This window comes from Burkholderia sp. BCC0322 (assembly GCF_902833045.1).
GTDB lineage: Bacteria > Pseudomonadota > Gammaproteobacteria > Burkholderiales > Burkholderiaceae > Burkholderia.
On record NZ_CADFDU010000001.1, the window covers coordinates 302901 to 328784 of the forward strand.

Genomic DNA, 25884 nt, shown 5'->3' on the forward strand with positions numbered 1-25884 from the left:
GTCACGCGGCCGCGCACTCGACGCGCGGTTCGCACCGGATCGGAAAGTTCACGGAGTTGGCGATATAGCACTTCGCATGCGCATCGTGATGCAGCCGCTCGGCCAGCTCGCGATCGTCGCCCGCGCGGATCGTCACGCGCGGGTGCAGCACGATTTCGGTGAAGCGCCCCTGCTCCGCGGTGTCGAGCATCGTCCCTTCGGCGTCGTCGACGTACGCGAGCACGCGGATACCGGCTTCCGAGCAAAGATGCAGATACCACAGCTTGTGGCACGCCGAGGCCGACGCGAGTAGCAGGTCCTCCGGATTCCAGCGTGCCGCGTCGCCGCGAAACGCCGCGTCCGACGAGCCCGGAATGTCCGGCTTCGAACCGGCGCGGATCACATGATCGCGGCCATATTCGCGATACCCCGACGTGCCGGTTCCGCGGTTGCCGGTCCACTCGACTGCCACGCGGTACGTGTGTTCGCCATGCGCCATCTCGCTCTCCTTCGATATTGGAACGTGAGGCCGTCATTGTGGCATCGGAAACCCATTTGGTATACCATTATTCCAAAATGGGGAATCACGGAATGGAAGCCAGACTCGATTCGACGGCGGACGCGGTGGCCGCATCGCTGCGGGAAATGATCGTCAACGGCGAGCTGCAGGCCGGCGAGCGGCTCGTCGAACGCGACCTCGCCGAGCGCTTCGGGATCAGCCGGATTCCGATGCGCGAAGCCATCCAGCGGCTGGAGCGCGAAGGGCTGCTGGAGATCTTCCGCAATCGCGGTGCGGTCGTGCGGATGCTGAGCGCGTCCGACGTGCGGGAGATCTACGACATGCGTGCGCTGCTCGAAGGCGACGCAATCCATCGCAGCGTGAAGCGGCTCGACGACGAGACGCTCGCTCGCGCCGAGCTCGTGCATCGGCTGCTCGGCGAATCGAACGTCCCGCGCCGGCAAGGCGAGCTGAACCGTGAATTCCATGCGTTGCTGTATTCGTGCTGCGGCAACGAGCGGCAGTTGAAGGCAATCGCGGAGCTGCGCAGCCAGGTCGAACGATACGAGCGCCTGCAAGCCACGCTGCTCGCGGACACGCCGTCGTTCCAGGTCGAGCACGAAGAGATCCTGCAAGCGTGCCGCGAGCGCAATGCGCGCGGCGCCCGGGCGATGACCGTCGCGCATCTCGAGTCGGCCCGGCGCATCGTGTTGCGGCTCGTCGAAGGCGGGTGACGCCGGCACGTGGTCGGGCACGGTCATGCGCGCAATCGCGCCGACCGGTGCGGGCGGCCCGGTTTTTCGCACGTCCGGGGCGTGCTGCGCCCGCATGAACGGCGCAGCGCGCGTATCCACCGCTACCGTGAATCGCGCCAGTCGGTGAGCCGTCATTCGGCTTTCCGCCCACCGTTACCGAATTCGCACGGCGCCAACCATCGCCACCGGCGGCTTCCCCGAACCCCAACGCTGTCCCGAGGCTCCCCGGCAAATCCGACCGCCCCGCCGCTCCCTCCGACGCCCTTCGGCACCCGCGCAACAAGATCAGCTTACGATTGCAAATAACTCTCATTTGCATTAGATTTCGGCGCGCAAATGAACTGTTTGGAACACGGATGCCGGCGCAAGACGGCCCGCGGTGCCCGAACGCGGACCAATCTCTGAAGGACGGGGTATGAGCAGAAAGAACTGGGCGGCCGCACCGCTGGCCATCGTCGTCGGCACGGCCGGCCTGAGCGCCGCCGACGCTCAGGAACTGTCGCTGCCCGCGATCGAAGTCTCCGGGCAGCGCACGACGGCGCCGTTTCGCGCGCCGGAATCGACGAGCGCGACGCGCACCGAGACGGACGTGATGGAGATTCCGTTCGCGGTCAGCAGCGTCGACAAGAAACTGATCCAGACCGTGGCCGCCACACGCGGCGAAGACCTCTACGACTGGGTCGCCGGCGTCGCGCGGCAAAACAACTTCGGCGGGCTGTGGGACAACTACGCGGTGCGCGGCTTCGCCGGCGACGGCAACACGTCCGGCACCGACTACCTCGTCAACGGCTTCTCGTGGAATCGCGGCATCGGCGTGCCGCGCGACACCGCCACGCTCGAGCGCATGGAAGTCCTCAAGGGGCCCGCGTCCGCGCTGTACGGCCGCGGCGACCCCGGCGGCCTCATCAGCTACACGACGAAGCAGCCGCAGTTCGCGCGCGCGAACACGATCGGCGTGTCGGCCGGCAGTTACGGCGCGCTGCGCGAGACGCTCGATTCGACCGGCCCCGTCACGCAGTCGCTCGCGTACCGCTTCGTCGCGATGAACGAGAACAACGGCAGCTTCCGCGATACCGTGTCGAGCAAGCGCTACCTGTTCGCGCCGTCGTTCACGTGGGACATCGGCGCGGACACGACGCTGCACTATGAATTCGAGACCGTCCGGCAGCGCGCGCCGCTCGATCGCGGCGTGGTCGCGGTCAACGGGCAGCTCGGTGCGGTGCCGGCGTCGAGGTTCCTGGGCGAGCCGCGCGACGGCGACTACGACGTGCGCAACTCGGGCCACCAGTTCACGCTCGAACATCGCTTCAATGCCGACTGGTCGGTCAACGCCGGCTTCGCGCAGCGCGACACCGACCTGTCCGGCCGCTCGTCCGAGGCGTTCGCGCTGCAGCCGGACGGGCGTACGCTATGGCGCCGCTACCGGCAGGTCGCGTTTCATTCGAACGACGTGCAAGGGCGCGTCGAGGTGGCCGGCAAGGCCCGCACCGCCGGCATCGGCCACACGTTCGTGATGGGCGTCGACGCCTATCGCTTCAACTACGACCAGTTCGTCGCGCGCTCGACGCCGACGGCCGCGGCGCCGTATGCGATCGACATCTTCGATCCGGTTTACGGCCAGCCGGCGCCCGTGCCGCGCACCGCGACGAACCTGCTCGAGCGCGACGACGGGCAGGGCCTGTACGCGCAGGACACGCTCGCGTTCGGGCCGCACTGGAAAGTGCTCGCCGGGCTGCGCTGGGACCGCTTTCACCAGTCGGTCGAGAATCGCCTGACGGGCGTGACGACGACCCAGCTGCAAACGGCGCTGAGCCCGCGGCTCGGCATCGTGTACGAAGCCAGCCCCGCGCTGTCGTTCTATGCGAACACCGCGTATTCGTTCCGGCCGAACAACGGCGCCGACGTGAACGGCCGCGCGTTCGATCCGGAGAAGGGGCACGGCTATGAGGCCGGCGTGAAATGGGCCGGCACGCGCTGGCTCGCGACCGTCGCCGCGTTCTACGTGAACAAGCGCAACGTGCTGACCGCCGATCCGGGGAATGCCGGGTTCTCGCGTGCGGCCGGCGAAGTACGCAGCCGCGGTGTCGAATTCGAATGGAACGGCGAACTGGGCCACGGGTTGCGCGGCATCGTCAATCTCGCCTACGTCGATGCGCAGGTCACGCGCGACAGCGTGCTGACGCCCGGCGCACGGCTCGTCGACATTCCGCGGCTGAGCGGGAGCGCGCTGCTGATGTACGAAACCGCGCTGCCGCTCGTCGACAAGGCCGGCGCGGGCGCGGGCGTGATCTACGTCGGACGCCGCGCGGGCAACACGGCGAACACGCAGGACGGCTTCGAGCTGCCCGCCTACGCGACCGTGCAGCTCAACGGCTACGTGCAGGTCAACAAGCATCTGCGCGCGTCGGTCGTGCTGAACAACCTGTTCAATCGCACGTACTACGCCAGCTCGTACAACAGCCTGTGGGTCACGCCGGGCGCGCCGCGCAGCCTGTTCGCCTCCGTCGCGTACTCGTTCTAGAACGGCCGGCCGACGTGCATCACACGCCGGACGCAAACCGTGCGTGCGGCGTGCAAAACGCAATCACATCGCAGACGTCACGGGCCTCTCCACCCATTGCCCGCAACGTGAAAACGCCGCGCACGCCGCCCCTCGCTACATGGCGGCGCGTCGCCCGGACACCGCCGCCGTCGTACCGCGCACCACCAACCGCGGCAACGACGCAATCCGCACGCGAGACGCATCGTCGATCCGGCCGCCCGCCTCGCGCAGCGCGTTGAGCAGTTCGACCGCGAGCCCGGCGGCCTCGGCGGTCGGGATCGCCACCGTCGTCAACGTGGGACGCGTGTCGCTCGCCAGATGAATATCGGTAATGCCGACGATCGACAGGTCGTCGGGCACGCGCCGGCCGCGATCGGCCGCCGCGTGCAGCGCGCCGATCGCGGGCAGGTCGTTGGTGGCGACCAGCGCGGTCAACCGCGGATGCGTATCCAGCAACCGCCCCGCCGCGCGCACGCCGCCTTCGATCGAATCGGGCTCTGCCGCGACAATCGTCGCGTCGAGCCCCGCTTCGCGCATCACATCGACGAAGCCGTCGTAGCGCGCCGCCTGCACGCCGCTCGCCGACCCGCCGACGATCACGCCGATCGTCCGGTGCCCGAGTTCGAGCAGATGCCGCGTCGCGATCCGCCCGGCTTCGCGGAAATCCACCGCCACGCACGGCAAACCTTCGGGCGGCGCATCGGGCCGCTCCCACAGACACAGCACGACCGGCACGCCGCGCGCCGCCACATCGAGCAGATCCGGCAGATGCAGGTTCGCATTGGTCACGAGAATGCCTTCGGAGATCGTGCCGGCGATCTGGTCGAGATACGCTCGGCCCTGTAACGGATCTTCGTTCGTATTGCAGACGATCAGGAACTGCCCGTTGCGGCGCACCGCGCGCTCGACCGCCAGCGCGAACTCCGGATAGAACGGGTTCGCGATGCTCGACACCATCAGCGCGACCGTTGGCGCGCGCCCTTCCGCCAGCGCCCGCGCGGCGAGATGCGGCCGATACCCGAGCGCCTCCACGGCTTCCAGCACCCGCGCACGCGTCGCCTCGCCCACCCGGCCGCGGTTGCGCAGCACGTTCGAGACCGTCGCCGCCGTCACGCCGGCGCGGCGGGCCACTTCATCGAGTGTCGCCATGACTTGCTCACTATATGAGACGTTGATCCAGTATTTGCTTCGCTCACCGAAGCGGCGCACTATCCCCGCACACCCTGCCGCCTGACCGACGGGCGCGACTCGGCCGCGATCGCATCGCCTCTTTTTTTGATCGCGATGATTAAGCGCTTAATCACTGATGAAAGCGCATTAGAACATGGAGCGGAGACAATGGCGAGCATCTCGATGCGGCGCGTGCAGAAAGCCTACGGCGATCACGCGCCGGTCATTCGCGACGTCGATCTGGAGATCGGCGCGCACGAGTTCTGCGTGTTCCTCGGGCCGTCCGGATGCGGCAAGTCGACGTTGCTGCGCATGATCGCCGGGCTCGAGGATCTGAGCGCGGGCGAGCTGTCGATCGACGGCCGCCGCGTCGACGACGTGCCGGCCGCCGAGCGCGGTGTCGCGATGGTGTTCCAGAGCTACGCGCTGTTTCCGCACATGACGGTCTACGAGAACATGGCGTTCGGGCTGAAGCTCGCGCGCGTGCCGAAGGCCGAGATCGACCGGAAAGTGCGTGATGCCGCGCGCATCCTGCAGCTCGACATGCTGCTCGATCGCAAGCCGAAGGCGCTGTCGGGCGGCCAGCGCCAGCGCGTCGCGATCGGCCGCGCAATCGTGCGCGAGCCCGGCGTGTTCCTGTTCGACGAACCGCTGTCCAATCTCGACGCGGCGCTGCGCGGCCAGACCCGCATCGAGATCGCGAAGCTGCACCGGCAGTTCGAACGCGCGAGCGTCGTCTACGTGACGCACGACCAGACCGAAGCGATGACGCTCGCCGACAAGATCGTGCTGCTGCACGCCGGCGCCGATACCGCGCAGCACGGCAGCATCGCGCAGGTCGGCGCGCCGCTCGACCTCTACCACCACCCGGCCAGCCGCTTCGTCGCGGGCTTCATCGGTTCGCCGCGCATGAACTTCCTGCCGGCCGTCGTGACCGCCTGCGATGCGCATCGCACGGCCGTGACGCTCGCGCCGTCCGGCGAAACCTTCGTGCTGCCGCGCAACGGCGCGGCGCTCGGTGCGGGCGCCGCCGTGACGCTCGGCATTCGTCCCGAACACCTGACACTCGGCGCCGCGCACGACGCGACGGCACTCGCCCGCGACGTCGCGCTCGTCGAACGCCTGGGCGAGCAGACGTACGTGCACCTCGACCAGCCCGGCGGCCACTCGCTCATCGCGAAAGTGCCCGGCGACGCGCGGGTGCACAGCGGCGAACGCGTGCTCGTGCATGCGCCGGCCGCGGCGTGCCATCTCTTCACCGAAGACGGCCGCGCGGTGCCCGCGTGCGCCGACGTCCACGTTCACCACTACGCATAAGGATCGGGCATGCGCCTCGGAGTCTGTTACTACCCGGAACACTGGCCGGAAACGATGTGGGCCGACGATGCCCGCCGGATGAAAGCGCTCGGCATCGAGCAGGTGCGGATCGCCGAATTCGCGTGGAGCCGTATCGAGCCGTCGCCGGGCGAGTACGACTGGGGCTGGCTCGATCGCGCGGTCGACGTGCTCGGCGCAGCCGGCCTCGAGATCGTGATGTGCACGCCGACGGCCACGCCGCCGAAATGGCTGGTCGATCGCCATCCCGACATCCTCGCGATCGGCGCGGACGGCCGGCCGCGCGCGTTCGGCTCGCGCCGCCACTACGACTTCTCGTCGCCGACCTATCTCGACGCGTCGCGCCAGATCTGCACGGCGGTCGCCGAGCGCTACGGCCGCCACCCGGCCGTGCGCTACTGGCAGACCGACAACGAGCTGGGTTGCCACCAGACCGTCGTCAGCTACTCGCCGGCCGCGCTCGTGCGCTTTCGTGCGTGGCTGAAGGCGCGCTACGGCACGATCGACGCGCTGAACCGCGCGTGGGGCACCGTGTTCTGGAGCATGGAGTATCGCCATTTCGACGAGGTCGACGCGCCCGTCGGCACCGTGACCGAGGCCCACCCGTCGCATCGCCTCGACTACCGGCGCTTCGCGTCGGACGAAGTCGCGCGCTATCACCGGATGCAGGTCGACGTGATTCGCGCTCATTCGCCGGGCCGCCCGGTTGCGCACAATTTCATGCAGCTTTTCACCGAGTTCGACCATTACGAGGTGGCGCGCGACCTCGACATCGCGACCTGGGACAGCTATCCGCTCGGCGCGCTCGAGGAGCAATGGTTCGCGCCTCACGTGAAGGCGCGCTGGCTGCGTACCGGCCACCCCGACTTCGCGTCGTTCAATCACGACCTCTATCGCGGCATGTCGAAGCTGCCGTTCTGGGTGATGGAGCAGCAGCCGGGCCCCGTGAACTGGGCGCAGTGGAACCCCGCGCCGCTGCCGGGCATGGTGCGCCTGTGGAGCTGGGAAGCGTTCGCGCACGGCGCCGGCTGCGTGTCGTACTTCCGCTGGCGGCAGGCGCCGTTCGCGCAGGAGCAGATGCATGCGGGCCTGCACACCCCCGATGACAAGCTCGACGAAGGCGGCCGCGAGGCGCAACGCGTCGCGCGCGAGATCGCGGCCGTGCACGACGCCGGCGCGGACGCGGACGGCGCGGTGCGCGCCCCCGTCGCGCTGGTCTTCGACTACGACGCGAAGTGGCTGTTCGAAGTGCAGCCGCAGGGCGCCGATTTCCATTACCCGCGCTTCGCGTTCGAGTACTACTCGGCGCTGCGCTCGCTCGGCCTCGACGTCGACATCGTGTCCGCGCACGCGCCGCTCGACGGCTACCGGCTCGTCGTCGTGCCGCCGCTGCCGGTCGTGCCGGACGATTTCGCCGCGCGGCTCGCGGCCTCGGGCGCGCATGCGGTGTTCGGGCCGCGCACCGGCTCGAAGACCGTCGACCTGCAGATCCCGCCGACGCTGCCGCCCGGCCCGCTCGCGTCGATCCTGCCGGTGCGCGTGTGGCGCGTCGAATCGCTGCGGCCGAACGTGACCGAGCGGATCGACGGCACGCTGCGCGACGGCGCGCCGCTCGCGGGCGAGGCGCGCCACTGGCGCGACTTCGTCGAGCTTCACGACAACACGCGCAGCCTCGTACGCGCACGCTTCGCCGACGGTCACCCGGCCTGCGTGTCGCACGGCACGCTGCACTACTGGGCCGCGCTGTTCGACGATGCGACCACCGTCCGGCTGTTCGCCGATGTCGCGGCCGAAGCCGGTCTCGCGCCGACGCCGCTCGGCGACGGCGTGCGCGTGAGCCGGCGCGGCGGCCTGACCTACGTTTTCAACTATGGCGACACGCCGCACACGATCGACGCGGTGCCGCCGTCCGCGTTCGTGCTCGGCACGGCGCAAGTCGGGCCGCAAGACGTGGCCGCGTATCGAAGCCGTTCGTAGCAACCGCCGCCGGCGCCACGATGCGCCGGTAACGTACAACGACACCCAGAACTGGAGACACGTATGACACATCGCCCCCTTCGCGTCGCTGCCCGGCTCGCCACGGCCGCCGCTGTCGCACTGGCATCGCTCGGCATGACGGCGCCCGCCGATGCCGGCACGCTGACGATCAACATCGCGTTCAAGGGCGCGAGCCAGCGCGCGGTCTGGCAGTCGACGCTCGACGCGTTCCGCAAGGCGCATCCCGACATCGACGTGAAGGCCACCTTCGTCGACGAGGAAGCGTACAAGGTGCAGCTCCCCGCGTGGCTCACCACCATCGCGCCGGACGTCGTGAACTGGCACGCGGGCGAGCGGATGGCGTACTACGCGAAGCGCGGGCTGTTCGAGGACCTGAGCGGCGACTGGGCGAAGAACGGCTGGGGCGCGATGTACGCGTCGACGCGCGACGCATCGTCGTACAACGGCAAGCAGTACGCGGCGCCGACCGTCTACTACTCGTGGGGGCTGTTCTACCGCAAGGACCTGTTCCACAAGGTCGGCATCGCCGACGAGCCGAAGACCTGGGACCAGTTTCTCGACGCGTGCAGGAAGCTGAAGGCGGCCGGCATCACGCCGATCGCGATCGGCGGCCGCGACGCCTGGACCCTCGCCGGCTGGTTCGACTATCTCGACCTGCGCCTGAACGGCAACGTGTTCCACCAGCAGCTGATGGCCGGCGACGTGCCGTACACCGACCCGCGCGTGAAGAAGGTCTACACGACGTGGAAATCGCTGATCGACGCGGGCTACTTCATCGACAACGCGCTGTCCTACGATCTCGACGGCGCGCAGCCGTTCCTGTTCCAGGGCAAGGCCGCGATGATGCTGATGGGCACCTTCATCGCAGCGGGCTTCCCGCCGAACGTGAAGCAGGAAATGGGCTACTACCGCTTCCCGATCATCGACCCGAAGGTGCCGACCGCCGAGGATGGCCCGGTCGAATCGCTGCATATCCCGACGAAGGCGAAGAACAAGGCCGACGCGCACACGTTCCTCGCGTTCGTCGAAACGCCCGAGATGGGCGCAAAACTCGCGGAAGGGCTCGGCTCGCTGTCGGCCAACAGCAAGTCGCCCGAGCCGGCCGATCCGATCTCGCGCACCGGCTTCCGGATCCTTGCCGACACGAAGGGCGGCGTCGCGCAGTTCTACGACCGCGACATGACGAAGGAAATGGCCGACGAGGGGATGAAGGGGATGCAGCAGTTCCTGGCCAATCCCGCGCAGCTCGATACGGTGCTCGCGCAGCTCGAACAGACCCGCAAGCGCATCTACAAGAAGTGACCGCGTGACCCAACCGGCGGCCCCGCGCCGCCGCGCCCGTTCAGGAGGCTTGCCGTGTCCAGTCCGATCACGTCCACCCCGCCCGCCGGCACCGCACCGCCGCCGCGCGGGCCATCCGCCACGGTGCTGACCGCGCGCCGCCCGTCGCCCGCCGTGCGGCGGCAACGGCGCGCCGCGTGGCTCTTTCTCGCGCCGGCCTGCGCGATGGTTGCCGTCTATGTGATCTGGCCGATCCTGTCGACGCTGTGGCTGAGCCTGTACAACTGGGACGGGATGACCGAGCGCACCTTCGTCGGTCTCGCGAACTACGTCGAACTGCTGCAGGCGCCGACGTTCTACACCGCGCTGCGCAACAACGTGATCTGGCTCGCGCTGTTCATGCTCGCGCCGCCGCTCGGCCTCGCGCTCGCGTTGTACCTGAACCAGGCAGTCAGCGGCATCCGGCTCGTGAAGTCGCTGTTCTTCGCGCCGTTCGTGCTGTCCGGCGTGGTGGTCGGCCTGATCTTCTCGTGGTTCTACGATCCGACCTTCGGGCTGCTCGCGCTGATCGCCGGGCACGGCATCCCGGTGCTCGGCGACGCGCGCTATGCGACGTTCGGCATCGTGTTCGCCGCGCTGTGGCCGCAGACCGCGTACTGCATGATCCTGTACCTCACCGGCCTCACGTCGCTCAACCCGGAACAGATCGAAGCCGCGCGGATGGAAGGCGCGCGCGGCTTCGCGCTGCTGTGGCACGTGGTGCTGCCGCAGTTGCGGCCGACCACCTTCATGGCGATCGTCGTCACGGTGATCGGCGCGCTGCGCAGCTTCGACCTGATCTCGGTGATGACGAGCGGCGGCCCGTTCGAGAGCTCGACCGTGCTCGCGTATTACATGTACGACCAGGCGATCAAGTACTACCGGCTCGGCTATTCCGCGTCGATTGCGGTCGTGCTGTTCGCGATCATGCTCGTCTACATCGTGTTCCAGTTGCGCCGCCTGCTGCGCAACGAGCAATAACCTGACCGGTGGCCATCATGTTTCCGACTCCCGTTGCTCAATGGAAGCCTGTCTCGCGCAGGCTGTACAAGTTGTCGCTGCCCGTTGCGCTGCTGATCTGGCTGCTGCCGATGATCGCGGTGTTCGTCACGTCGGTGCGCTCGACCGAGGAACTGGTCGAAGGCCACTACTGGGGCTGGCCACGGCACTTCTCGATGATCGAGAACTATCGCGACGCGCTGACGACGTCGCCGATGCTGCATTACTTCTGGAACAGCGTGCAGATCACGGTGCCGTCTGTTGTCGGGTCGATCGCGCTGGCGGCGATGGCGGGTTTTGCGCTGGCGACCTACAAGTTTCGCGGGAGTACGGCGCTGTTCGGAACGTTCGTCGCCGGCAACTTCGTGCCGGTGCAGGTGTTGATGATTCCGGTGCGGGATTTGTCGCTCAGGCTGGGTGTGTTCAATACGGTCGAGGCGCTGATCCTGTTTCACGTCGCGTTCCAGACGGGGTTCTGCACGCTGTTTCTGCGCAACTTCATCAAGCAGTTGCCTTTCGAGTTGATCGAGGCCGCGCGGATCGAGGGGGCGGGGGAATGGACGGTGTTCTGGAAGATCGTGCTGCCGTTGATCCGGCCTGCGTTGGCTGCGCTGGCGATTCTCGTTTTTACGTTCGTGTGGAATGACTACTTCTGGGCGCTGTGTCTCACGCAGGGCGATGAAGCCGCGCCGATCACGGCGGGTGTGGCCGCGTTGAAGGGGCAGTGGACGACGTCGTGGAATCTTGTTTCGGCCGGGTCGATTCTGGCCGCGTTGCCGTCGGTCGCGATGTTCTTCGCGATGCAGAAGCATTTTGTCGCGGGGCTGACGTTTGGTGCGACCAAAGGCTGAACGCACGCGGCCCCGCGTATTCGTATCTCCCCCTCCGCATCGTGAGGTTGCCCGCTTCGGCGGGCTTTTTTTCGACTACGCAACGCCTGGCGAACCGTGCCCAATAGCCATAATTTATCCCCGACACTCAGCAAACAGCGTAAACTCCAACCTATCAAAATGATAGGTGTGCGATTGGGGCAACCATCCAAACGACAGCTTGAGAAGCACATCCGGGTATGTGCGGCCATTTCAGCGAACATCGTGTTCGTCGGCCATGCACGCGACCGGATGCGGCAGCGGAAGATCAACGATCCGATGGTGCTGGAAACGCTGCGCAAGGGCGTCATCGTGAGCGAGCCTGAACCGGACATGCGGGCATCGGGCCTGCGCTGTGTGATGGAGCGGTATGTGTCGGGCGTCAATGTCGGCGTGGCCGTACTCGTGGATCACCCTGCTCCTCACCTCACGGTGATCACCGTGATGGAAGTCACCAAACGCTGAATTGACGCACCAAGGGGCTGATATGTATCACTACACCGACGGTGGCCTGAAGAATGTATGGCTGACGAACGGATATACGCTGCACAAGACACCCTATGGCGACGGTGTGTCCATCAACGATCTGGACGGACTCTGCACCGCAATCTGTCTCGCGCTCGCGAAAAAAACCGCTCCGCTCACGGGGGTCGAGTTTCGGTATGTGCGCAGCGCCGGCCTGATGCAATCGCAGAGCGGACTGGCCAAGCTGCTCGGCAACAACGAGCAGGCGGTCGCCCGCTGGGAGAAGTCGGGCAAAGTGCCGCGCTGGGCCGACAAACTGGTTCGCCTGCTGTACCTCGCACACGCGGACGGCAATATTCCTATCGCGTCGGCAATCGAGCGCATCAACGCGATCGAGCGTGCAGAAAAACAGCGAATCGTGCTGAAAGAAGCCAAGTCCGGCTGGGCATCCAGGCTCGAAGCGCAGGACGATGCCGACTGCACGGCCACCTGACAAAAACCAACGCGCCTAAGTCCACCCTTCGAGCCGCAACGTCGACCGTACGAGCCGCTGCTCCTCCTGCTCGATCTCGCGCAAATACTCGACGCACTGGCGGATATGTTCGCTCGCGGTCTTGCGCGCCTGCTCGGGCAGCCGCCCCGTCACCGCGTTATAGAGCCGCGCATGCTGCCGATCGATCTGCTTCTTCAACGGCTCGCGGTGGTAAAGATTATTCACCGACGCAAACACCGAACTGAGCAGCAGATCCGTCAGCGACTGCAACGTATTCACGAGCACCGGGTTATGCGACGCCTCGCAGATCGCGAGATGAAATGCATGATCGAGCTTCGCACGCGCGGCGGGATCGAGATCCTGCGCATCGGCCGCGGTCATCTCCTCATAGCGACGCCTGATCAGGATGAAATCGGCCGGTGTGCCGCGCAGCGCCGCGAGCCGCGCGGCCTCCGTCTCGAGCATTCCGCGCACCTCGAACAGGTCGTACAGCGTGCGCGGCTGCGAGCCGAGCAGATGCATCATCGGCGTGATCTCGCGCTGCGGGGTCAGGCTCGCGACGAACGAGCCCTTGCCGTGCGTGGTGTCGATGATCCCGCGCGCGCGCAGCAGCTTCATCCCTTCACGCACGGCCGTGCGCGACACGCCGAGCTTCTCGGTCAGCCGCCGTTCGGACGGCAATGCCTGCCCGGCTTTCAGCACGCCGTCGACGATCAGCTTCTCGATACGCTCGGCGACGACGTCGGCCACGTTCCGCGCCGGGCCTGCTCGATCCTGCATTTCCATACTGGTATGACCACTTCGAAAGGGTATCGGCGATTTTCTCACAAAGCCTTTACAGCGTTGGGCTGACCGGCTGACATCGAAGCGGATTTCCGATCACCTTCCAAAAACTGGTATGACCATGCGTGTTACGTCTGGACACGCATCCGCCATCCGCCAAGAATCCGTCCATTCGGCGCACCGCCCATCGCGCGGCGCCGCATGAAGGAGACGGAGACACCCGATGAGCTTCACCTACGACGAACGGATCGACGGCCCGCTGGCGACCGTCGGCCGCGACGCACTCGTTGCCGCGCTGCACGCGGCAGCGCCCGGCCTCGACGTGCTGCACGAACGCGAGGCGCTCAAGCCGTTCGAATGCGACGGGCTCGCCGCCTATCGCACGGTGCCGCTCGCGGTCGTGCTGCCCGACACGGTCGACGAGGTGCGCGCGGTGCTGCGCGTCGCGGCCGCGCTCGGCGTGCCGGTGGTCGCGCGCGGCGCGGGCACGGGCCTGTCGGGCGGCGCGATGCCGCTCGAAAAAGGCCTCCTGCTCGTGATGGCGAAGTTCAACCGGATTCTCGACATCGACCCCGATGCCGGCATCGCGCGCGTGCAGCCCGGCGTGCGCAACCTGGCCATCTCGCAAGCGGCGGCGCCGTACGGCCTCTATTACGCCCCTGATCCGTCGTCGCAGATCGCCTGCTCGATCGGCGGCAACGTCGCCGAAAACGCGGGTGGCGTGCACTGCCTGAAATACGGCCTCACCGTGCACAACATCCTGAAGGTCGAGATCCTGACGATCGACGGCGACACGCTCACGCTCGGCGCCGACGCGCTCGACGCACCCGGCTTCGACCTGCTCGCGTTGTTCACCGGCTCGGAAGGGATGCTCGGCATCGTCACGGAAGTCACCGTGAAACTGCAGCCGAAGCCGCCGAGCGTGAAGGTACTGATGGCGAGCTTCGACGACATCGCTAAAGCCGGCGCGGCGGTCGCGACAATCATCGGCGCGGGGGTGATCCCCGGCGGCCTCGAAATGATGGACAACCTCGCGATCCGCGCGGCGGAGGATTTCATCCACGCGGGCTACCCGGTCGACGCGCAGGCGATCCTGCTGTGCGAACTCGACGGCTCGCCGACCGACGTCGACGAAGACGCCGAACGCGTCGCCGCGCTGCTGCGCGACGCGGGTGCAACCGAGATCCGCGTCGCGCGCGACGAAGCCGAGCGCCAGCGCTTCTGGGCCGGCCGCAAGAACGCATTCCCCGCGGTCGGCCGCATGTCGCCCGACTACTACTGCATGGACGGCACGATCCCGCGCCGCGAGTTGCCGCGCGTGCTCGAAGGCATCGCCGCGCTGTCCGCCGAATACGGGCTGCCGGTCGCGAACGTGTTCCACGCGGGCGACGGCAACATGCACCCGCTGATCCTGTTCGATGCGAACCGGCCCGGCGAACTCGACCGCGCGGAAGCGCTCGGCGGAAAGATCCTCGAGCTCTGTGTCGCGGCGGGCGGCAGCATCACCGGCGAGCACGGCGTCGGGCGCGAGAAGATCAACCAGATGTGCGTGCAGTTCAACGCCGACGAGATCACGTTCTTCCACGCCGTGAAGGCCGCATTCGATCCGCAGGGCCTGCTCAATCCCGGCAAGAACATCCCGACGCTGCACCGCTGCGCCGAATTCGGCGCGATGCACGTCCATCACGGCAAGCTGCCGTTTCCCGAACTGGAGCGCTTCTGATGCCACGTGACATCGAATCGATCGACGACAGCGCGGCGCTGGTGGCCCAGGTCGACGCGGCGATCCACGACCGCCAGCCGCTGCACATCCGCGGCGCCGGCACGAAGGCGTTCCTCGGCCGCCCCGTCGAAGGCCGCACGCTCGACGTGCGCACGCATCGCGGCGTCGTGTCGTACGACCCGACCGAACTCGTCGTCACCGCACGCGCGGGCACGCCGCTCGCCGCACTCGAAGCGATGCTCGACGCGGCCGGCCAGGGGCTGCCGTGCGAGCCGCCGTCGTTCGGCGGCGCGGCAACGGTCGGCGGCATGTTCGCGGCGGCGCTGTCGGGCCCGCGCCGCCCGTGGGCCGGCGCGGTGCGCGACTTCGTGCTCGGCTGCCGCGTGATCACCGGCCACGCGAAGCACCTGCGCTTCGGCGGGGAGGTGATGAAGAACGTCGCGGGCTACGACGTGTCGCGGTTGCTCGCGGGCAGCTTCGGCTGTCTCGGCGTCGTAACCGAGGTGTCGCTGAAGGTGCTGCCGAAGCCGCGCGCGACGTGCGATCTTGCGTTGCCGCTTGCCGTGGACGAAGCCGTGCAGCGCATCGCCGCGTGGCGGCGGGCGGGGCTGCCGCTCGCGGGCGCATGCCACGCGGACGGCGTGCTGCGCGTGCGGATCGAGGGCGGCGAGGGCTCGGTGAAGGCCGCGCGCGACACGATCGGCGGCGAGCGCATGGACGATCGCGACGATGCGTTCTGGGCACGGCTGCGCGACCTCGCGCTGCCGTTCTTCGACGATCCGCGCCCGCTGTGGCGCGTGTCGGTGCCGGCCGCCGCGCCGCTCGACGCATTGCCCGGCGCGCTGCTTGCCGACTGGGGCGGCGCACAGCGCTGGCTGAAGAGCGACGCCGCACCGGCCGACGTGCAGCGGCTCGCCGCGCAATGGGGCGGTCACGCGAGCTGCTTCACGCCGGGCACGACGCGCGAGCCATTCCAGCCGCTGCCGCCCGCGTTGTTGCGCGTGCACCGGCAGCTCAAGGCGCAGCTCGACCCGCTCGCGATTTTCAATCCAGGCCGGCTGTATGCCGATTTCTGACGCGAACCCGACCCCGACCCGCCGATGCAAACCAATCTCAGCGAAGCAAGCAAGGCCCTCGCCCGGGCCGACGAAGCGGAAGCGATCCTGCGCGCGTGCGTGCACTGCGGCTTCTGCAATGCGACCTGCCCGACCTACCAGGTGCTCGGCAACGAGCTCGACGGGCCGCGCGGGCGCATCTACCTGATCAAGCAGCTGCTCGAAGGCGAGCCGTGCGGCGAGCGCACGCAGCAGCATCTCGACCGCTGCCTGACGTGCCGCAACTGCGAGACGACCTGCCCGTCCGGCGTGCGCTATCACACGCTGCTCGACATCGGCCGCGCGGAAGCCGAGAAGCGCGTGCCGCGGCCCGCGCGCGAGCGCCTGCTGCGCGCGGGGCTGCGTCATGTCGTGCCGCGCCCGGCGACGTTCGCCGCGTTGCTGAAGGCCGGCCGCGCGCTGCGCCCGCTGCTGCCCGGCACGCTACGGAACAAGATCCCGGCCGCCGCGCCCGTGGCCGCACCGCGCCCGCCCGTGCGCCATGCACGGCGCGTGCTGATGCTCGAAGGCTGCGTGCAGCCGTCGCTGTCGCCGAACACCAACGCGGCCGCCGCGCGCGTGCTCGACCGGCTCGGCATCAGCGTGAGCCCGGCGCGCGAAGCCGGCTGCTGCGGCGCGACCGAATACCACCTGAACGCGCAAGATGGCGGTCTGGCCCGCGCGCGCCGCAATATCGACGCATGGTGGCCCGCGATCGAAGCGGGCGCGGAAGCGATCGTGCTGACGGCGAGCGGCTGCGGCGCGTTCGTCAAGGAATACGGCGACCTGCTGCGCTCCGACCCCGTCTACGCGGACAAAGCGCGACGGGTCAGCGCGCTCGCACGCGATCTCGCCGAGGTCATCGCGGCCGAGCCACTCGACACGCTGGCCGGGTCGGCGCCACGCCGCATCGCGGTGCACTGCCCGTGCACGCTGCAGCACGCACAGCGCCTCGGCGGCGCGGTCGAACGCATCCTGGCGCGGCTCGGCTTCGATCTGACGAATGTCGCCGACGGCCATCTGTGCTGCGGCTCGGCCGGCACGTATTCGCTGACGCAGCCCGAACTCGCGACGACACTGCGCGACAACCGGCTCGACGCGCTCGAAGCCGCGCGGCCGGACCTGATTGTCACGGCGAACGTCGGCTGCCAGACTCACCTGAACGGCGCGGGCCGCACGCCTGTGCGCCACTGGATCGAGCTCGTCGACAACCCCCTCGTCAACTGACCTGATTCCGGAGAAATGCCATGCAGACGAAACCCGAACTCGAACTCGCCGATGCCGACCGCATGCTCGCCGCCGCCCGCGCGGAAGCGGAACGCCACGGCTGGGCCGTGTCGATCGCCGTCGTCGACGACGGCGGCCACCTGCTCGCGTTCGCGCGGCTGAACGGCGCATCGCCGGCCAGCGCCACCATCGCGCAGGACAAGGCACGCGCGGCGGCGCTCGGCCGTCGCGAGACGAAGGCGTATGAGGATATGATCAACGGCGGCCGCACCGCGTTTCTCAGCGCGCCGCTGACGGGGTTGCTCGAAGGCGGCGTGCCGGTCACGGTCGGCGGCCGGATCGCGGGCGCGATCGGCGTGTCTGGCGTAAAGTCCGAACAGGACGCGCAGATCGCCCGCGCCGGCACACAAAGCGTCGTGGCATAGGAGAGGGCCTGTTCACGCTAATAACGGGCTTGCGCTGGCCGCCAGAAGGGCCGAGCGCAAGGATTTTGACGAAGCGAATACTCGACGTATTCGCAAGGAGCATGACGCAGCGATCGGCCCTTCTGGTGGGCAGCCCCACAAATGATTTTTTCCGATCAGGGGCACGAGCCTTGCCGGCCGCATTGCGGCGTCGCGCGTCGCTTGTTTGGCTCGGCCAAACGGCGCTCCTTGCTCCTTGCACTACGGCCGGCAAGGCTCGTTCGCAAGCCCGTTATTAGCGTGAACAGGCCCTCTAGCCGCGCGCGATTTTTTCCCCGGGAGGATTAACGATGATCGACCAAGCAGGACTGCAAGTCGCGCCAGCGCTGAGCCAGTTCATTGAAAACGAAGCGCTGCCGGGCACCGGCATCGACAAGGCCGCGTTCTGGAGCGGTTTCTCGGCCCTGGTGCACGACCTGGCGCCGCGCAACCGCGAGCTGCTCGCGGAACGCGACCGCCTGCAGCAGGAACTCGACACCTGGCACCGTGCGCACCCCGGCCCCGTGCGCGACCACGCCGCGTATCGCGCCTTCCTCGAACACATCGGCTACCTCGTGCCGGTCCCGTCGAACGTCGCGGCAGCCACCGCGAACGTCGACAGCGAGATCGCCACGCAGGCCGGCCCGCAGCTCGTCGTGCCGCTGTCGAACGCGCGCTATGCGCTGAACGCCGCGAATGCCCGCTGGGGCAGCCTGTACGACGCGCTGTACGGCACCGATGCGCTGCCTGAAGACGGCGGCGCCGAGCGCACCGCGACCTACAACCCGACGCGCGGCCAGCGCGTGATCGACTACGCGCGCAACGTGCTCGACAACGCGGCGCCGCTCGCGAGCGGCTCCCACCGCGACGCGCTGCGCTACCGCGTGCAGGACGGCCAGCTCGCCGTCGAAACCGCCAAGGGCATCGTGGGCCTCGCGCAGCCGGCGCAGTTCGTCGGCTACCAGGGCGCGGCCGGCGCGCCGTCCGCGATCCTGCTGAAGCACAACGGCCTGCACCTCGAGATCCAGATCGACGCGTCGACGCCGATCGGCCGCGCCGATCTCGCGAACGTGAAGGACGTCGTGCTCGAAGCCGCGGTCAGCACGATCATCGACTGCGAGGATTCCGTCGCGGCAGTGGACGCCGACGACAAGGTCCAGCTCTACCGCAACTGGCTCGGCCTGATGCAGGGCATGCTGGTCGAGGAAGTCGCGAAGGGCGGCAAGACCTTCACGCGCCGCCTGAACGCCGATCGCGAGTACACCACGCCCGCCGGCGGCACGCTGTCGCTGCACGGCCGCTCGCTGCTGTTCGTGCGCAACGTCGGCCACCTGATGACCAACGGCGCGGTGCTCGACCGCGACGGCAACGAGATTCCGGAAGGGATTCTCGACGGCGTCGTCACGGTGCTGTGCGCGCTGCACGACCTGAAGGCGAAGCGCAACTCGCGCACGGGCTCGATCTACATCGTGAAGCCGAAGATGCACGGCCCGGTCGAAGTCGCATTCGCCGATACGCTGTTCGCGCGCATCGAGGATCTGTACAACCTGCCGCGCAACACGCTGAAGATGGGCATCATGGACGAGGAGCGCCGCACCAGCGTGAACCTCGCCGCGTGTATCGCCGCGGCCGCCGCACGCGTGGCGTTCATCAACACCGGCTTCCTCGATCGCACCGGCGACGAGATGCACACCGCGATGGAAGCGGGCCCGATGATCCGCAAGGGCGACATGAAATCGTCCGCGTGGATCCAGTCGTACGAGCGCAACAACGTGCTCGCGGGCCTGTCGGCCGGCCTGCGCGGCCGCGCGCAGATCGGCAAGGGCATGTGGGCGATGCCGGACCTGATGCACGCGATGCTCGAGCAGAAGATCGCGCATCCGCGCGCCGGCGCGAACACCGCATGGGTGCCGTCGCCGACCGCCGCGACGCTGCACGCGCTGCACTACCACCTCGTCGACGTGCAGGCCGTCCAGCAGGAACTCGAGAAGACGCCGTACGCGAGCGAACGCGACGCGCTGCTCGAAGGCCTGCTGACCGTGCCGGTCGTCGAGCGCGCCGAGTGGAGCGAGGCCGAGATCCTGAGCGAAGTCGAGAACAACGCGCAGGGCATCCTCGGCTACGTCGTGCGCTGGGTCGAACAGGGCGTCGGCTGCTCGAAGGTGCCCGACATCCATGACGTCGGCCTGATGGAAGACCGCGCGACGCTGCGCATTTCGAGCCAGCACATCGCGAACTGGCTGCGCCACGGCGTGATCACCGAGGCGTTCGTGCTCGACGTGTTCAAGCGGATGGCGCGCGTCGTCGACCAGCAGAACGCCGGCGACCCGAACTATCGCCCGATGGCGCCCGACTACGACCAGTCGACCGCGTTCAAGGCCGCGTGCGCGCTCGCGCTGCAGGGCACGTCGCAGCCGAGCGGCTATACCGAGCCGCTGCTGCACCGGTTCCGCCTCGCGTTCAAGGCGCAACAGCACGGCGGTTAAGCGCAAGGCGTGCTTCACGAAACGGGCGGCCGCGACGGCCGCCCGTTTCATTTTCGGGTTCGCCCGGCCGTTGAAACGGATAATCGGCGCATATCGTCTGCCTTCATTTTTCGCGGGCGCGTGCCGCTCACCGGATGGACTCGACGGCTGCTTGCCGCGCGCAATGGCCCGTTATGCCGCGAAGCCTTGCGCCACAACGCTCTGCCCGGAATTCGCAAGCGCGGGATTACACGGTAATTTGATCCGGATCAACCGTCCGCAACATTTCGCGCGCGTGCGAACGCGCGCGTTATACTCCGTTGAATTCGCGTTGCCCGATTCATCGGATCGTTGAATCGGCGCAGATGTCACCAGTGAACGCTTGATTTACCGGTATATCTGGCCGCGATTACCGATAATCGGCGTCCATTTTCTGCGCCGGGCGGCAGAAGGCGTCGAAATGGCCGCGTCACGGATCGCCGCCTGCACGTCATACGAACAATCGCATCGGCCCGCCTCCCGGCGGCAATGCCCACCGATCCACGGGACCATGGCAGAAACCGACTACGCAATGCCCAGCGAATCCGGCCTGACGAGCCGTGTCGCCGCTCATCTGCGCCGGTTCCTGCTGCCGCACCTGATCTTCTATACCGGGCTGCTGATCGTGCTGGTCCTGCTGCTCCTGTGCGGGATCGTGCTGTACGAAGGCCGCATCGACGCACGCGACCGCTCGACCGCGATGCAGCAGAATCTCGCGCTGATGGCGTCGTGGGACATCGAGCGCAACATCGAGATCTATTCGCTGTCGCTGCAGGCCGTCGTGGAAGGCGAGAACGACCCCGCAGTCGTCAAGCTGCCGATGCCGCTGCGCCGCCAGGTGCTGTTCGACCGTGCGACGACCGCCAAGTACCTCGGCGGCATCTACGTGCTCGACGCGAAGGGCGACATCGCGGTCGATGGCGGGGGCGACGTGCCGCGCAAGGCCAACTTCGGCAACGAACCGTACTTCACCGTGCACCGCGACCACCCCGACGCCGGCCTGTACGTCAGCCCCCCGTATCATTCGCGGCTGCGCGGCGGCTCGCCGAGCATCGCACTCAGCCGTCGGATCACGAAGCCCGACGGCTCGTTCGGCGGCGTCGCCGTCATGTCGATCCGGCTCGAATATTTCCAGAATCTGTTCTCGCGCCTGTCGCTTGGCGATCGCGGCTCGATCGCGCTGATCAACACGGACGGCAAGATGCTCGCGCGCGAGCCGTACGACCCGAAGATCGTCGGCCGCGACATCAGCCGCGCCAGCACGTTCCGGCGGTTCATGACCGCCAGCGAAGGCAGCTTCGCCGACACCGCGTCGATCGACGGCGTGCGGCGCCTGTACGTGTTCCGGCACCTCGAGAACCTGCCGCTCATCATCATGGTCGCGCGCTCGGAAGCGGATACCTACGCCGCGTGGTACGACCGTGCGATTCCGATCGGCTCCGCGATGGTCGCGCTCGCGATCGGCTTCGTCGGCCTGTCGCTGCTGCTCGACGTGCAACTGCGCAAGCGCCACCGCGCGGAAACCGAGCTGCAGGCGCTGGCGCGCACCGACGGCCTCACGGGCCTCGACAACCGCCGGATGCTCGACGTCACGCTCGCGCGCGAATGGCGCCGTGCCGCGCGCTCGCAGCACGCGCTGTCGCTGCTGTTCATCGACGTCGATTACTTCAAGCGCTACAACGACACCCAGGGGCACCAGGCCGGCGACGACGCGCTCGCCGCGGTCGGCCACTGCATCGCCGGCTGCCTGCGCCGCCCGGCCGATTACGCGGCGCGCTACGGCGGCGAGGAGTTCGTCGTGGTGCTGCCCGACATCGACACGGACGGCGCGGTGACGATCGCCGAGACGATCCGCACCAGCGTCCTCGATCTGGGCATCCGGCACGACGCCGGCGCCTCCGGCCGCCTGACGGTGAGCATCGGCGTGACGACCAGCTATCCCGAACACGACGACGACATGCAGCGCGCGCTGAAATTCGCCGACGATGCGCTGTATCGCGCGAAGGAAGGCGGGCGCAACCGCATCGTCGTGCACGCGGCCACTTCCGGCGGCCTCGCGGCGCGGCAGGCCTGAACGGCCGGGGATCCACGCCACGCCGCCGAGCCAAGGCAGGGCGGCCGCCGGGCCGCCGTCGCCGCCCGTGCACAAAATCGCCGACAATGTCGCCTCGACATACCGCCGCACGCCGCCGCACGGCTGACGCGCCCGGCCGGTCCGCGCCGGTGCGCGGCCGCTTCGCACCATCATGAGACTCAAGGCAAAAATCTTCCTCCTGGCCATCGTGCCGTTCCTGCTCGCGATCGCCGGCATCGGCTTCGGCGTGCGCCAGCAGGCGACGTCCCTCGCGCGCACGCAGCACGCGACGATCCAGGCCGCGTACCTGTCGAGCAAGGAAGTCGAGCTGAAGCACTACGTCGAGCTGGCGACGAGCGCGATCATGCCGCTCTACGACGCGAGCGGCCGCAACGCGCGCGACGACGCGCTGCTGCGCTTGCAGGCGCTCGCGATGCTGCAGAAGATGGATTTCGGCCCTGACGGCTATTTCTTCGTGTACGACCTGCACGGCAATTCGCTGATGCATCCGCGCGAGCCCGAGCGGGTCGGCCACAACTACTGGTCGATGCGCGACCCGCAGGGCGCGCTGACGATCCAGCAGCTGATCGGCGCGGCATCGAGCGGCGGCGGCTACGTGCGCTACGCATGGCAGCGGCCGTCGACAGGCCGCGTCGCGCCGAAGCTCGGCTACGTCGTCGCGCTCGAGCGCTGGGGCTGGATGGTCGGCACCGGCATCTATCTCGACGACGTCGACACCGCGCTGCAGCGCATCGACGCGCGCGCTTCCGCGAACATCGAGCGCACGATGAGCTGGCTCACCGCGATCGCGCTCACCGGCGCGGCGGCGATCGCCGTGTGCGCGCTGGTGCTGAACGTCAGCGAATCGCGCAGCGCCGACGCGAAGCTCAAGCTGCTCGCGCAGCGTGTGGTCGAATCGCAGGAGCAGGAGCGGGCACGGCTGTCGCGCGAGCTGCATGACGGGATCAGCCAGATGATGGTGTCCGCGAAGCTGATGCTCGAATCCGCGCTCGCACGTTTCGAACGCGGCTCGGCGCGCATGCCCGAGGCCGAGCAGGCGCTGGCTTCAGGCGTCGGGCGGCTCGGCGACACGCTGCGCGAAGTGCGCCGCATCTCACATGCGCTGCGTCCGTCCATGCTCGACGACCTCGGCCTCGCAGCCGCGCTCGAACAGCTTGTCCGCGAGCTCGGCGCCGAAAGCGGCATCGACATCGGCTATACGCAGGTTGCGCACAGCGGCGCCCGGCCGCTGCCCGAAGCCGTCAATACCGCGCTGTTCCGGATCGCCCAGGAAGCGCTCAGCAACATCGTGCATCATGCGCAGGCGTCGCGCGCGGCCGTCACGCTCGACGTCGGCGCGCAATCCGTCGTGCTGACCATCGCCGACAACGGCTGCGGCTTCGACGCCGAACGCTCGCAGGCCGACGCGCGCCACGGCATCGGCCTGCGCAACATGCGCGAGCGCCTCGATGCGCTCGGCGGCATGCTGACGATCTCGTCGCAGGTCGGCCACACGATCGTCGCCGCGCGCGTGCCGCTGCCCGGCGCCGCGTCATGACGCACCCCATGACAGGAGACCTTTCACGCATGAGCGCCCCCGACACCGCCCGGCCCGTTGCCCGACTGCTGCTCGTCGACGATCACCCGCTCGTGCGCGACGGCTTGCGGATGCGGCTCGAAGCGGCCGACCTGTCCGTGGTCGGCGAAGCCGGCAACGCCGACGAGGCGCTCGCGCTCGCCGCGTCGCTCGAACCCGATCTCGCGCTGATGGACGTCGGCATGAACGGGATGAGCGGCATCACGCTCGCGGGCGTATTCCACGAGCGCTTTCCGGGCATCCGCGTGCTGATGCTGTCGATGCACGACAACATCGAATACGTGACGCAGGCCGTGCGTGCCGGCGCGAGCGGCTACCTGCTGAAGGATTCGCCCGGGAGCGAGATCGTGCGCGCAATCGGCGCGGTGCTGGCCGGCCAGACGTTTTTCAGCGAAGGGCTCGCCGCGCGGATGATTCACGCGAGCGCGACCGCATCGCCGCTCGACCGCCTCACGCCGCGCGAACGCGACATCCTCGACGCGCTGGCGCAAGGGCTGTCGAGCAAGCAGATCGCGCAACAGACGGGGTTGTCCGTGCGCACGGTCGAGACGCACCGGCTCAATTTGAAGCGCAAGCTGGAGATCGAAGGGCAGGCCGAGCTGATCAAGTTCGCGGTGGAGCATCGGCGCAGGTAGGACGCCATTCCGGTTGCGCACGCCACGCGCAAGTCGGCTTCCAATTTCATAGTTGTCCAATCGACTTCACCCCGAGGGCGATGGAATCCTTTCGCTTGCCGAACGCGCATCGTGCTCGTGTTTCGCATGACGTCTGCATGACCGGCACATACGGCGTGCCCGCACCGAAACCGGCGGAAGTGCGCGTCGGCGAACTGACGGCCGCGCCCAGGACGCTGCTCCTCGCGCAGCGCGTGGAGGCAACGACCATCGGCGAGATCGTCGAGCACGCGCAGGTCGGCGAAGGGCACGTTCCATCACTCCTTCGAATCGAAGTCCGACATGCTCGCCGCGCTCGCGCAGCGCTATACGTCGTCGTTCCTCGATCGCCTGCCGCTCGCGGTGGACGCATGCGCCACCGACGACCGGCTCGCGCGCCTGCACGCGTGGATCCGCACGAACATCGAAACCAGTGCGATAACGACGATTGCCTGCGGATGCTCGACTCGGGCACCTGGCGCACAGCCACACACCCGGCGCCCGAGCGCTAACGCCGTTCAGTCAAACTGAACAGCATTATTTGTTGGTGGTATCGCGAAGTGACAATTGTTCATCTTACGAATCGTTGACACCGGTACGATTCGCTTCGTCCAAGTGTAACCAGGCCGAAAACACAATATTCGGTCGCGTGATGCCTTTTCGGGTTGCCCGTTGGATGTCGCGTCGCGCTATCGAACGGATATCGCGTCGGCGTCGTATCTCCTTCAGATCGCTTCTTTCAGAAACCAGAAACCATGCAAACCAAACTCATTACCGCCGTGTTGTTCGTGGCTGCAGCCACTGCGTCGCAAATCGCATCCGCAGCCGACGGCACGATCACGTTCAACGGCACCGTGCTCGCGCAAACCTGCACGATCAACGGTAACGGCAGCGGCTCGAACAACTTCAATGTCCCGCTGCAATCGGTGTCGACCAGCGCGCTGGCCGCCGCAGGCCAGTATGCCAACCGCACGCCCTTCAACATCTCGCTGACGGCATGCACGCCGGCGTCGGGCACCGTCCACGCCTACTTCGAGCCGGGTCCGACGGTCGACACCGCCACCGGCAACCTGATCCTGGCCGCAGGCGGCGCGACCAACGTCGAGATCCAGCTGCTGAACGGCGACGGCAGCTATTCGCCCATCAAGATCGGTGCGGCTGACGCCTCGCAAAACTCGAAGGCCGTCGCAATCAGCGCGGCCGGCGCCGCCACGCTGAACTACTACGCGCAGTATCTCGCGACCGGCGCTGCAACAGCGGGCGCGGCAACGTCGAGCGTGATGTACTCGCTCGTTTATCAGTAATCAATCATTTAGTTATACGTAGCAGATGGAGTGGGGCGGCACGACGTCGCTCCACCCG

21 protein-coding genes and 1 pseudogene are annotated in these 25884 nt (G+C 67.7%); 19 read left to right on the plus strand and 3 right to left on the minus strand.

The features are described from left to right. Position 1 precedes the first annotated feature (1 nt). The gene (locus HWX39_RS01415) at positions 2-478 is read right to left on the minus strand and encodes an OsmC family protein (RefSeq protein ID WP_175965231.1); all 477 of its coding nucleotides are present in this window, start codon (positions 476-478) and stop codon (positions 2-4) included. 92 nt (positions 479-570) lie between these two features. Between HWX39_RS01415 and HWX39_RS01420 the strand changes: the two genes are divergently transcribed. Next, positions 571-1212 carry a GntR family transcriptional regulator gene (locus tag HWX39_RS01420; RefSeq protein ID WP_175965232.1) on the plus strand — a complete coding sequence of 214 codons (642 nt, stop codon included), beginning with the start codon at positions 571-573 and terminating at the stop codon, positions 1210-1212. A 436-nt stretch (positions 1213-1648) separates the two neighbouring features. Further along, the gene (locus HWX39_RS01425) at positions 1649-3754 is read left to right on the plus strand and encodes a TonB-dependent receptor (protein WP_175965233.1); all 2106 of its coding nucleotides are present in this window, start codon (positions 1649-1651) and stop codon (positions 3752-3754) included. 135 nt (positions 3755-3889) lie between these two features. Here HWX39_RS01425 and HWX39_RS01430 read toward each other — a convergent pair whose 3' ends face one another. Then, complete coding sequence (locus tag HWX39_RS01430; protein WP_175965234.1) at positions 3890-4924, minus strand: LacI family DNA-binding transcriptional regulator; 1035 nt, start codon at positions 4922-4924, stop codon at positions 3890-3892. A gap of 189 nt (positions 4925-5113) precedes the next feature. Between HWX39_RS01430 and ugpC the strand changes: the two genes are divergently transcribed. From ugpC to HWX39_RS01465, 7 genes are all read left to right on the plus strand, one after another. Continuing rightward, positions 5114-6262, plus strand: a complete 1149-nt coding sequence (gene ugpC, locus HWX39_RS01435; RefSeq protein ID WP_175965235.1) for a sn-glycerol-3-phosphate ABC transporter ATP-binding protein UgpC — start codon at positions 5114-5116, stop codon at positions 6260-6262. A 9-nt stretch (positions 6263-6271) separates the two neighbouring features. Then, a complete protein-coding gene (locus HWX39_RS01440; protein ID WP_175965236.1) occupies positions 6272-8257 on the plus strand; it encodes a beta-galactosidase in 1986 nt (661 codons plus the stop codon). A 63-nt stretch (positions 8258-8320) separates the two neighbouring features. Continuing rightward, on the plus strand, positions 8321-9580 hold the full coding sequence (locus HWX39_RS01445; protein WP_175965237.1) for an extracellular solute-binding protein: 1260 nt from the start codon (positions 8321-8323) through the stop codon (positions 9578-9580). A gap of 54 nt (positions 9581-9634) precedes the next feature. After that, positions 9635-10579: a sugar ABC transporter permease gene (locus tag HWX39_RS01450; RefSeq protein ID WP_175952755.1), complete on the plus strand. Its 945-nt coding sequence runs from the start codon at positions 9635-9637 to the stop codon at positions 10577-10579. A 17-nt stretch (positions 10580-10596) separates the two neighbouring features. After that, a complete protein-coding gene (locus tag HWX39_RS01455) occupies positions 10597-11448 on the plus strand; it encodes a carbohydrate ABC transporter permease (protein WP_175965238.1) in 852 nt (283 codons plus the stop codon). A 174-nt stretch (positions 11449-11622) separates the two neighbouring features. Further along, positions 11623-11931 carry a DUF4258 domain-containing protein gene (locus tag HWX39_RS01460; protein ID WP_175965239.1) on the plus strand — a complete coding sequence of 103 codons (309 nt, stop codon included), beginning with the start codon at positions 11623-11625 and terminating at the stop codon, positions 11929-11931. Positions 11932-11953: 22 nt separating this feature from the next. Further along, positions 11954-12424 carry a hypothetical protein gene (locus HWX39_RS01465; RefSeq protein ID WP_175965240.1) on the plus strand — a complete coding sequence of 157 codons (471 nt, stop codon included), beginning with the start codon at positions 11954-11956 and terminating at the stop codon, positions 12422-12424. 15 nt (positions 12425-12439) lie between these two features. Here the strand turns inward: HWX39_RS01465 and glcC are convergent, their stop codons facing one another. Then, positions 12440-13210: a transcriptional regulator GlcC gene (gene glcC, locus HWX39_RS01470; protein ID WP_175965241.1), complete on the minus strand. Its 771-nt coding sequence runs from the start codon at positions 13208-13210 to the stop codon at positions 12440-12442. Between the two features lie 220 nt (positions 13211-13430). Here glcC and glcD point away from each other — a divergent pair, with 220 nt between their 5' ends. The 10 genes and pseudogenes from glcD (at position 13431) to HWX39_RS01520 (ending at position 25826) form a co-directional block, all read left to right on the plus strand. Then, positions 13431-14930, plus strand: a complete 1500-nt coding sequence (glcD, locus tag HWX39_RS01475) for a glycolate oxidase subunit GlcD (protein ID WP_175965242.1) — start codon at positions 13431-13433, stop codon at positions 14928-14930. Then, positions 14930-16006 (plus strand): glycolate oxidase subunit GlcE, encoded by a 1077-nt coding sequence (glcE, locus tag HWX39_RS01480; protein WP_175965243.1) that lies wholly within the window; start codon positions 14930-14932, stop codon positions 16004-16006. Before glcD ends, glcE begins: the two co-directional genes overlap by 1 nt. A gap of 24 nt (positions 16007-16030) precedes the next feature. Then, positions 16031-17251 carry a glycolate oxidase subunit GlcF gene (gene glcF, locus HWX39_RS01485; protein WP_175965244.1) on the plus strand — a complete coding sequence of 407 codons (1221 nt, stop codon included), beginning with the start codon at positions 16031-16033 and terminating at the stop codon, positions 17249-17251. A 20-nt stretch (positions 17252-17271) separates the two neighbouring features. Then, positions 17272-17676: a heme-binding protein gene (locus HWX39_RS01490; RefSeq protein ID WP_175965245.1), complete on the plus strand. Its 405-nt coding sequence runs from the start codon at positions 17272-17274 to the stop codon at positions 17674-17676. Between the two features lie 329 nt (positions 17677-18005). After that, positions 18006-20180 (plus strand): malate synthase G, encoded by a 2175-nt coding sequence (locus tag HWX39_RS01495; protein WP_175965246.1) that lies wholly within the window; start codon positions 18006-18008, stop codon positions 20178-20180. Between the two features lie 529 nt (positions 20181-20709). Then, on the plus strand, positions 20710-22272 hold the full coding sequence (locus HWX39_RS01500) for a sensor domain-containing diguanylate cyclase (RefSeq protein WP_175965247.1): 1563 nt from the start codon (positions 20710-20712) through the stop codon (positions 22270-22272). Positions 22273-22444: 172 nt separating this feature from the next. Continuing rightward, a complete protein-coding gene (locus HWX39_RS01505; protein ID WP_175965248.1) occupies positions 22445-23830 on the plus strand; it encodes a cache domain-containing protein in 1386 nt (461 codons plus the stop codon). Between the two features lie 29 nt (positions 23831-23859). Continuing rightward, complete coding sequence (locus HWX39_RS01510; RefSeq protein ID WP_175965249.1) at positions 23860-24504, plus strand: response regulator transcription factor; 645 nt, start codon at positions 23860-23862, stop codon at positions 24502-24504. Between the two features lie 137 nt (positions 24505-24641). Continuing rightward, positions 24642-24951 (plus strand): annotated as a pseudogene (locus tag HWX39_RS01515) (TetR/AcrR family transcriptional regulator); the annotation flags it as partial. Positions 24952-25277: 326 nt separating this feature from the next. After that, entirely contained in the window at positions 25278-25826 is a 549-nt protein-coding gene (locus HWX39_RS01520; protein ID WP_175965250.1) for a fimbrial protein, read from the plus strand. The last annotated feature ends 58 nt before the right edge of the window (positions 25827-25884 follow it).

Bases quoted from the DNA above. Each gene is read 5' to 3' on its own strand.
- HWX39_RS01415 (WP_175965231.1), bottom strand. From the start codon at position 478: ATGGCGCATGGCGAACACACGTACCGCGTGGCAGTCGAGTGGACCGGC.
- HWX39_RS01420 (WP_175965232.1), top strand. From the start codon at position 571: ATGGAAGCCAGACTCGATTCGACGGCGGACGCGGTGGCCGCATCGCTG.
- HWX39_RS01425 (WP_175965233.1), top strand. From the start codon at position 1,649: ATGAGCAGAAAGAACTGGGCGGCCGCACCGCTGGCCATCGTCGTCGGC.
- HWX39_RS01430 (WP_175965234.1), bottom strand. From the start codon at position 4,924: ATGGCGACACTCGATGAAGTGGCCCGCCGCGCCGGCGTGACGGCGGCG.
- ugpC (WP_175965235.1), top strand. From the start codon at position 5,114: ATGGCGAGCATCTCGATGCGGCGCGTGCAGAAAGCCTACGGCGATCAC.
- HWX39_RS01440 (WP_175965236.1), top strand. From the start codon at position 6,272: ATGCGCCTCGGAGTCTGTTACTACCCGGAACACTGGCCGGAAACGATG.
- HWX39_RS01445 (WP_175965237.1), top strand. From the start codon at position 8,321: ATGACACATCGCCCCCTTCGCGTCGCTGCCCGGCTCGCCACGGCCGCC.
- HWX39_RS01455 (WP_175965238.1), top strand. From the start codon at position 10,597: ATGTTTCCGACTCCCGTTGCTCAATGGAAGCCTGTCTCGCGCAGGCTG.
- HWX39_RS01465 (WP_175965240.1), top strand. From the start codon at position 11,954: ATGTATCACTACACCGACGGTGGCCTGAAGAATGTATGGCTGACGAAC.
- glcC (WP_175965241.1), bottom strand. From the start codon at position 13,210: ATGGAAATGCAGGATCGAGCAGGCCCGGCGCGGAACGTGGCCGACGTC.
- glcD (WP_175965242.1), top strand. From the start codon at position 13,431: ATGAGCTTCACCTACGACGAACGGATCGACGGCCCGCTGGCGACCGTC.
- glcE (WP_175965243.1), top strand. From the start codon at position 14,930: ATGCCACGTGACATCGAATCGATCGACGACAGCGCGGCGCTGGTGGCC.
- glcF (WP_175965244.1), top strand. From the start codon at position 16,031: ATGCAAACCAATCTCAGCGAAGCAAGCAAGGCCCTCGCCCGGGCCGAC.
- HWX39_RS01490 (WP_175965245.1), top strand. From the start codon at position 17,272: ATGCAGACGAAACCCGAACTCGAACTCGCCGATGCCGACCGCATGCTC.
- HWX39_RS01495 (WP_175965246.1), top strand. From the start codon at position 18,006: ATGATCGACCAAGCAGGACTGCAAGTCGCGCCAGCGCTGAGCCAGTTC.
- HWX39_RS01500 (WP_175965247.1), top strand. From the start codon at position 20,710: ATGGCAGAAACCGACTACGCAATGCCCAGCGAATCCGGCCTGACGAGC.
- HWX39_RS01505 (WP_175965248.1), top strand. From the start codon at position 22,445: ATGAGACTCAAGGCAAAAATCTTCCTCCTGGCCATCGTGCCGTTCCTG.
- HWX39_RS01510 (WP_175965249.1), top strand. From the start codon at position 23,860: ATGAGCGCCCCCGACACCGCCCGGCCCGTTGCCCGACTGCTGCTCGTC.
- HWX39_RS01520 (WP_175965250.1), top strand. From the start codon at position 25,278: ATGCAAACCAAACTCATTACCGCCGTGTTGTTCGTGGCTGCAGCCACT.